This window comes from Bradyrhizobium sp. PRIMUS42, assembly GCF_023006515.1.
Classification (GTDB): domain Bacteria; phylum Pseudomonadota; class Alphaproteobacteria; order Rhizobiales; family Xanthobacteraceae; genus Bradyrhizobium.
This window is the reverse complement of sequence record NZ_JALBGZ010000456.1, coordinates 1-5,313: the sequence shown is the minus strand read 5'-3', so window position 1 is coordinate 5,313 and position 5,313 is coordinate 1. Positions and strand designations below refer to the sequence as shown.

Genomic DNA, 5,313 nt, shown 5'->3' with positions numbered 1-5,313 from the left:
TGCTGCGCTGGGTGCTGCCCGCGGCGATCGCGCCGGCACCGAGCAGCATCGCGATGATCATCTGGGTCTGGGCGGCGGCGAGTTGCTCGCGCAGCTTGGACAAATGGCCGCCGGCCAAATGCCCGGTTTCGTGCGCGAGCACACCGATGATCTGGTTCGGCGTCTCCGATTGAAGGATCGCGCCGTAATTGACGAAGATGCGGCGGCCGTCGGCGACGAACGCGTTGAACGAGTTGTCGTTGAGGATCACCATCTGGATGTTCTGCTTCTCCAGACCTGCAGCGCGCAGGATCGGGCGCGTGTATTCGCGCAGCAGCTGCTCGGTCTCGGTGTCGCGCAGGACCGGCGGCCCCTTGGCTTGCGCGTGCGCGGCCGAGAACGGCGTCAGTGCGGTCGCCGCAGCCATGATGAGGGCGGTGAGGGCGGAGGCCTTCTTGCGCAATGCGATCTGGAGCAACATCAGGCGGTCTGGGTCAAACGGTCTTGATCAAGCAGTTTCGTGATTGGTTTTGGCGATTGGCGGCGGACCGGATACGCGATATGCCCTTGCGGGCCGTTCCCCTTATGACCCGTACAATGCGGCCAGTCTGGGGCGCAAGCGCCCCGTTTCCCGGACCGGACGGACCGGTCCGCCAGCGAATAGCAGAAATCGATGCACGATGCGACCTTGAGGAACCGGTTGGGGCAGTGGCTCGAGCCCTCCCGCCGGAGCGATGTTCCCCCGTTCATGGTGATGGACGTCATGGCCGCGGCGGCCCGAATCGAGGCCGCTGGCGGCCATGTCATCCACATGGAGGTCGGCCAGCCCGCGGCCGGCGCGCCCAAGACCGCGATTGCGGCCGCCCATGCGGCGCTCGAGGCCGGGCGGATCGATTATACCTCGGCGCTCGGCATCCCCAGTCTGCGCGAGCGCATCGCACGCCATTATCGCGATGCCTATGGCTGTGACGTCAGCCCCGAGCGGGTCGTGGTGACCACCGGCTCCTCGGGTGGGTTCATTTTGGCTTTCCTGGCGATGTTCGAGCCGGGTGACCGCGTTGCCGTGACGGTGCCGGGTTATCCGCCTTACCGACATATCCTCACCGCGCTCGGTTGCGAGCCGGTGCTGATCGAGACCACGAACGAGACGCGCCATGCGCTCACCGGCGAGGCGCTGCTCGCGGCCCATCGCAAGGCGCCGCTGAAGGGTGTGCTGGTCGGCAGCCCCGCCAATCCGACGGGGACGATGATGTCCCGCGAAGCGCTCGCTGGTCTGATTGCGGCCGCCGAAGGCGCGGGCATCCGCTTCATCTCGGACGAGATCTATCACGGGCTCGACTATGCGTTTCCGGCCGTCACCGCCGCAGCACTCTCCGAGCACGCACTCGTGATCAACTCGTTCTCGAAGTATTTCTGCATGACGGGCTGGCGCGTCGGCTGGATGGTCGTGCCTGAAATCCTGGTGCGGCCGATCGAGCGGCTGCAGCAGAATCTGTCGATCTCGGTGCCGTCGCTCTCGCAGATTGCCGCTGAAGCCGCTTTCGACGGTGCGGCCGAGATGGAGGCGATCAAGCACGGCTATCAGGAGAACCGGCGGATTTTGATCGAGGGATTGCCGAAAGCTGGCCTCAGCAAGTTCCTACCGGCCGATGGTGCATTTTATCTCTATGCCGACGTCTCGGACTTCACCTCCGACAGTTTCGAGTTCGCCAAGCAGATGCTGGAGCAGGCACGCGTTGCGGCCACGCCCGGCCTTGATTTCGATCCCGTTCACGGCCGCTCGTTCATTCGTCTTTCCTATGCGCGCTCGCCCGGGGAGATGCGCGAGGCAGTTGACCGGATCGCTCACTGGCTTAAATAGCCGCCAGTTTTCGACCACTTCCGGAGTTCATCTTGTCTGACCGATCTGCCTCGACCGTTGCGCCGCATTTTTCTCTGGCCGCATTGATGTGGCCGACCCGGCCGGGCGAAACCGTTGGCGCAGTGCGCGCCGTCGTGCTGATCGCGCTCGGCACCGCCTTGATGGCGCTATCAGCGAAGGTCAGCCTGCCGCTGCCCTATGTCCCCATGACGTTGCAGACGCTGGTGGTGCTGATGATCGGTGCTGCCTACGGCTGGCGTCTTGGCAGCGCAACCATGATCGCCTACCTTGCCGAAGGCGCGCTTGGCGCGCCGGTATTTGCCGGGCCGGTGGGTGGCATTGCACCGCTGCTCGGCCCGACCGCGGGATATCTGTTCGGTTTCATTGCGGCCGCTTTCGTGACCGGCTGGCTCGCCGAGCGCGGCTGGGATCGCAGCGTGCCGCTTTTGTTTGCAGCAATGGCTGTCGGCCATATCGTCATTCTGGCCGCCGGCTTCGGCTGGCTGGCGTTTGGCCTCGGGCTGAGCGTTGCGAAATCCTGGCAGGTCGGCATCGTGCCGTTCGTTGCGGCTTCGCTGGTCAAGAACGCGCTTGGCGCGACGCTGATGCCAGCCGCGCGCAGGCTGATAGAGCGCCGAAGGTAAAACCGGCAAAAGCGAGCAGTTCCGATTGACAGGGCCGGCCAAGTTGATCTTGGCTGGCCCAAAGTTTTGAGGGGGAGTGAAACGATGACGACGACAACGATGGCGGAGGCGCCGATCGCGCCGCCCGCAGCAAAGCCGTGGTACAAGGTTCTCTACATCCAAGTGCTGATCGCCATCGTGCTCGGCGCCATCGTCGGCTGGCTGTGGCCACAGCTCGCCACCAACGAATGGATCAAGGCGCTCGGTGACGGCTTCATCAAGCTGATCAAGATGGTGATCGCCCCGATCATCTTCTGCACCGTCGTCTCCGGCATTGCCCATATCCAGGACGCCAAAAAAGTCGGCCGCATCGGCGTCAAGGCACTGGTCTATTTCGAGGTCGTCTCGACCTTCGCCCTGGTGATCGGACTCATCATCGGCAATTTGGTGAAGCCGGGCGCGGGCTTCGGCGGTGGAGCGGCCAACGAGGCGGCCGTTGCAAATTACGCCAAGCAGGCCGCCGGTCAGAAGTCCGTCGACTTCGTGCTGCACATCATTCCCGACACCGTGGTCGGCGCCTTCGCGCAAGGCGAAATCCTGCAGGTGCTGCTGTTCTCGGTGCTGTTCGGCTTCGCGGTCATGAGCCTCGGCGAGCGCGGCCACACCATCCGCAGCTTCATCGACGACGCCGCTCATGCCGTGTTCGGCGTCATCTCCATCGTGATGCGTGCAGCGCCAATCGGCGCGTTCGGTGCGATGGCCTATACGATCGGCAAGTTCGGCACCGGCGCGATCCTCAATCTGGTCGGGCTGATCGCCACGTTCTATGTCACCGCGGCGCTGTTCGTTTTCGTCGTGCTCGGCATCATCGCACGTCTGGCAGGGTTCTCGATCTTCAAGTTCCTGGCCTACATCAAGGACGAATTGCTGATCGTGCTCGGCACCTCGTCCTCGGAAAGCGCGCTGCCGTCCCTGATGGAAAAGCTGGAGCGGCTCGGCTGTTCCAAGTCGGTGGTCGGCCTCGTGGTGCCCACGGGTTACTCGTTCAATCTCGACGGCACCAATATCTACATGACGTTGGCGACGCTCTTCATCGCGCAGGCGCTCGGCTACGATCTCAGCTTCAGCCAGCAATTGACCATCCTGGTCGTGGCGATGCTGACGTCGAAAGGTGCCTCCGGCATCACCGGCGCGGGCTTCATCACGCTGGCGGCGACGCTGGCCGTGGTCGATCCGCGCCTCGTGCCGGGCATGGCGATCGTGCTCGGCATCGACAAGTTCATGAGCGAGTGCCGCGCGCTGACCAATCTGTGCGGCAACGGCGTCGCCTGCGTGGTCGTTGCCTGGTGGGAGGGTGAGCTCGACCGCGACAAGCTCAACGCCAACCTTTCCAAGCAGATCGATCCGACCGACATGGAGACGGCGATCACGACGGACTGATCGCGCCCCCGGGCTTGGAGCGAAAAGGGCTGGTCGAGATCCTCGATCAGTCCTTTCTTTTTGGGGCTAGAACCGCTCCGGCCGGTACGGCGCGGGATCAATCGCCGGCGTCTCGCCGCTCATGATCTCGGCGAGCAGGCGTCCGGTCGCCGGTCCCAGGGTAAAGCCCTGGTGGCCGTGGCCGAAATTCATCCAGAGGCCGGGATGACGCGGCGCTTGCCCAAGCACCGGCAGCATGTCGGGCGTGCAGGGACGGGTGCCGAACCACGGATCCGGCTCGACGCGCTTGCCGAGGTCGATCAGCTCGCGTGCGGAGCCTTCCGCGCTGGCGAGCTGCACGGGCGTTGCGAGCGCGTCCGGGCTCGTCAGCTCGGCTCCTGTGGTGATGCGAATGCCCTTGGCCATCGGTCCCATGGCGTAGCCGCCGCCCTTGTCGACGAGAGGCAGGTCGAGCGAGGCGCCGCCGCTGTAATGCATGTGGTAGCCGCGCTTGCGTACCAGTGGAATGCGATAGCCGAACTTGTGCAGCAGATCGGGCGACCATGGTCCGAGCGTCACGACGGCATGAGGGGCATCGAGGCGCCCCTGGTCCGCATCGACGGACCAGCCGGTCGCGGTCTGGCGCAGGCTCTGGGCGTTCCCGAGAACAATGGTGCCGCCGAGACGCTCGAACAGCTCGGCATACGCCGTGACGAGCGCCCCCGGATCGGACACGGTCCAGGTGTCGAGCCAATGGATCGCGCCGGGAAGATCGTCGCGCAGGATCGGCTCGGCCTTGGCAAGCTCGCTGCCGGAGAGCACGCGAAAATTCACGCCGAATTCGTGTTGATCTTCCTCCGCCGTCTTGATCGCGAGGTCGAATGAAGCGGCATCGCGATGCAGCATGCGATAGCCGGCGCGGCGGATCAGATTGTCGGCATGGGCTTCGCGAATGAGGATGTCGTGCTCCGCGGTCGCGTAGGCGATCAGCCGTGCCCAGGCCTCGATCGCCTCGCGATGCCGCTTCGGCGCCGAGTGCCACCAGTAGCGGAGCAAGGGCTCGACATGGCGGTGAAGCGACGACAGGCTGTAGCGCACATCGTTGGTGCGGCCGGTCGCGATCTTCAGCAGCGTCGCAAGGTCGCGCGGCATCGGATAGGGGCGGACCGCTTCGGCCTGGATCATTCCGGCATTGCCATAGCTGGTCTCGCGGCCCGGCTCCTTGCGATCGACGAGGGTGATGGTCCAGCCGCGCTGCTGCAGATGCAGCGCCGCACTCACGCCGATCATGCCACCGCCGAGAACGATTGCGCTCTGCATTGGAACCTACCTCGCCAAATCAAAACCGCCCGGTTTGGCCGGGCGGTTTCATCTGGATGATCCCCTTACTCGCCGCCGCCGAACCGGCGGGACCACCAGCCCGCGCGGCGG

5 protein-coding genes are annotated in these 5,313 nt (G+C 64.7%); 3 read left to right on the top strand and 2 right to left on the bottom strand.

Annotated elements, in window-relative coordinates:
- The coding region (locus MOV75_RS26460) for a M48 family metalloprotease (protein ID WP_247006870.1) at window positions 1-460 on the bottom strand (460 nt) is incomplete at its 3' end.
- Between the two features lie 192 nt (window positions 461-652).
- On the opposite strand from MOV75_RS26460, the gene MOV75_RS26455 reads away from it, so the two are divergent.
- From MOV75_RS26455 to MOV75_RS26445, 3 genes are all read left to right on the top strand, one after another.
- On the top strand, window positions 653-1,840 hold the full coding sequence (locus tag MOV75_RS26455) for a pyridoxal phosphate-dependent aminotransferase (protein ID WP_247006869.1): 1,188 nt from the start codon (window positions 653-655) through the stop codon (window positions 1,838-1,840).
- Between the two features lie 86 nt (window positions 1,841-1,926).
- On the top strand, window positions 1,927-2,484 hold the full coding sequence (locus tag MOV75_RS26450) for a biotin transporter BioY (RefSeq protein ID WP_246930979.1): 558 nt from the start codon (window positions 1,927-1,929) through the stop codon (window positions 2,482-2,484).
- An 84-nt stretch (window positions 2,485-2,568) separates the two neighbouring features.
- Window positions 2,569-3,903, top strand: coding sequence for a dicarboxylate/amino acid:cation symporter (locus MOV75_RS26445; RefSeq protein WP_247006867.1), 1,335 nt, complete (start codon window positions 2,569-2,571; stop codon window positions 3,901-3,903).
- A 66-nt stretch (window positions 3,904-3,969) separates the two neighbouring features.
- Here MOV75_RS26445 and MOV75_RS26440 read toward each other — a convergent pair whose 3' ends face one another.
- Entirely contained in the window at window positions 3,970-5,202 is a 1,233-nt protein-coding gene (locus tag MOV75_RS26440) for an FAD-binding oxidoreductase (RefSeq protein WP_247006866.1), read from the bottom strand.
- Window positions 5,203-5,313: the final 111 nt, after the last annotated feature.

Coding starts and splice junctions, on each gene's coding strand:
- MOV75_RS26455 (WP_247006869.1), top strand. CDS start 653: ATGCACGATGCGACCTTGAGGAACCGGTTGGGGCAGTGGCTCGAGCCC.
- MOV75_RS26450 (WP_246930979.1), top strand. CDS start 1,927: ATGTGGCCGACCCGGCCGGGCGAAACCGTTGGCGCAGTGCGCGCCGTC.
- MOV75_RS26445 (WP_247006867.1), top strand. CDS start 2,569: ATGACGACGACAACGATGGCGGAGGCGCCGATCGCGCCGCCCGCAGCA.
- MOV75_RS26440 (WP_247006866.1), bottom strand. CDS start 5,202: ATGCAGAGCGCAATCGTTCTCGGCGGTGGCATGATCGGCGTGAGTGCG.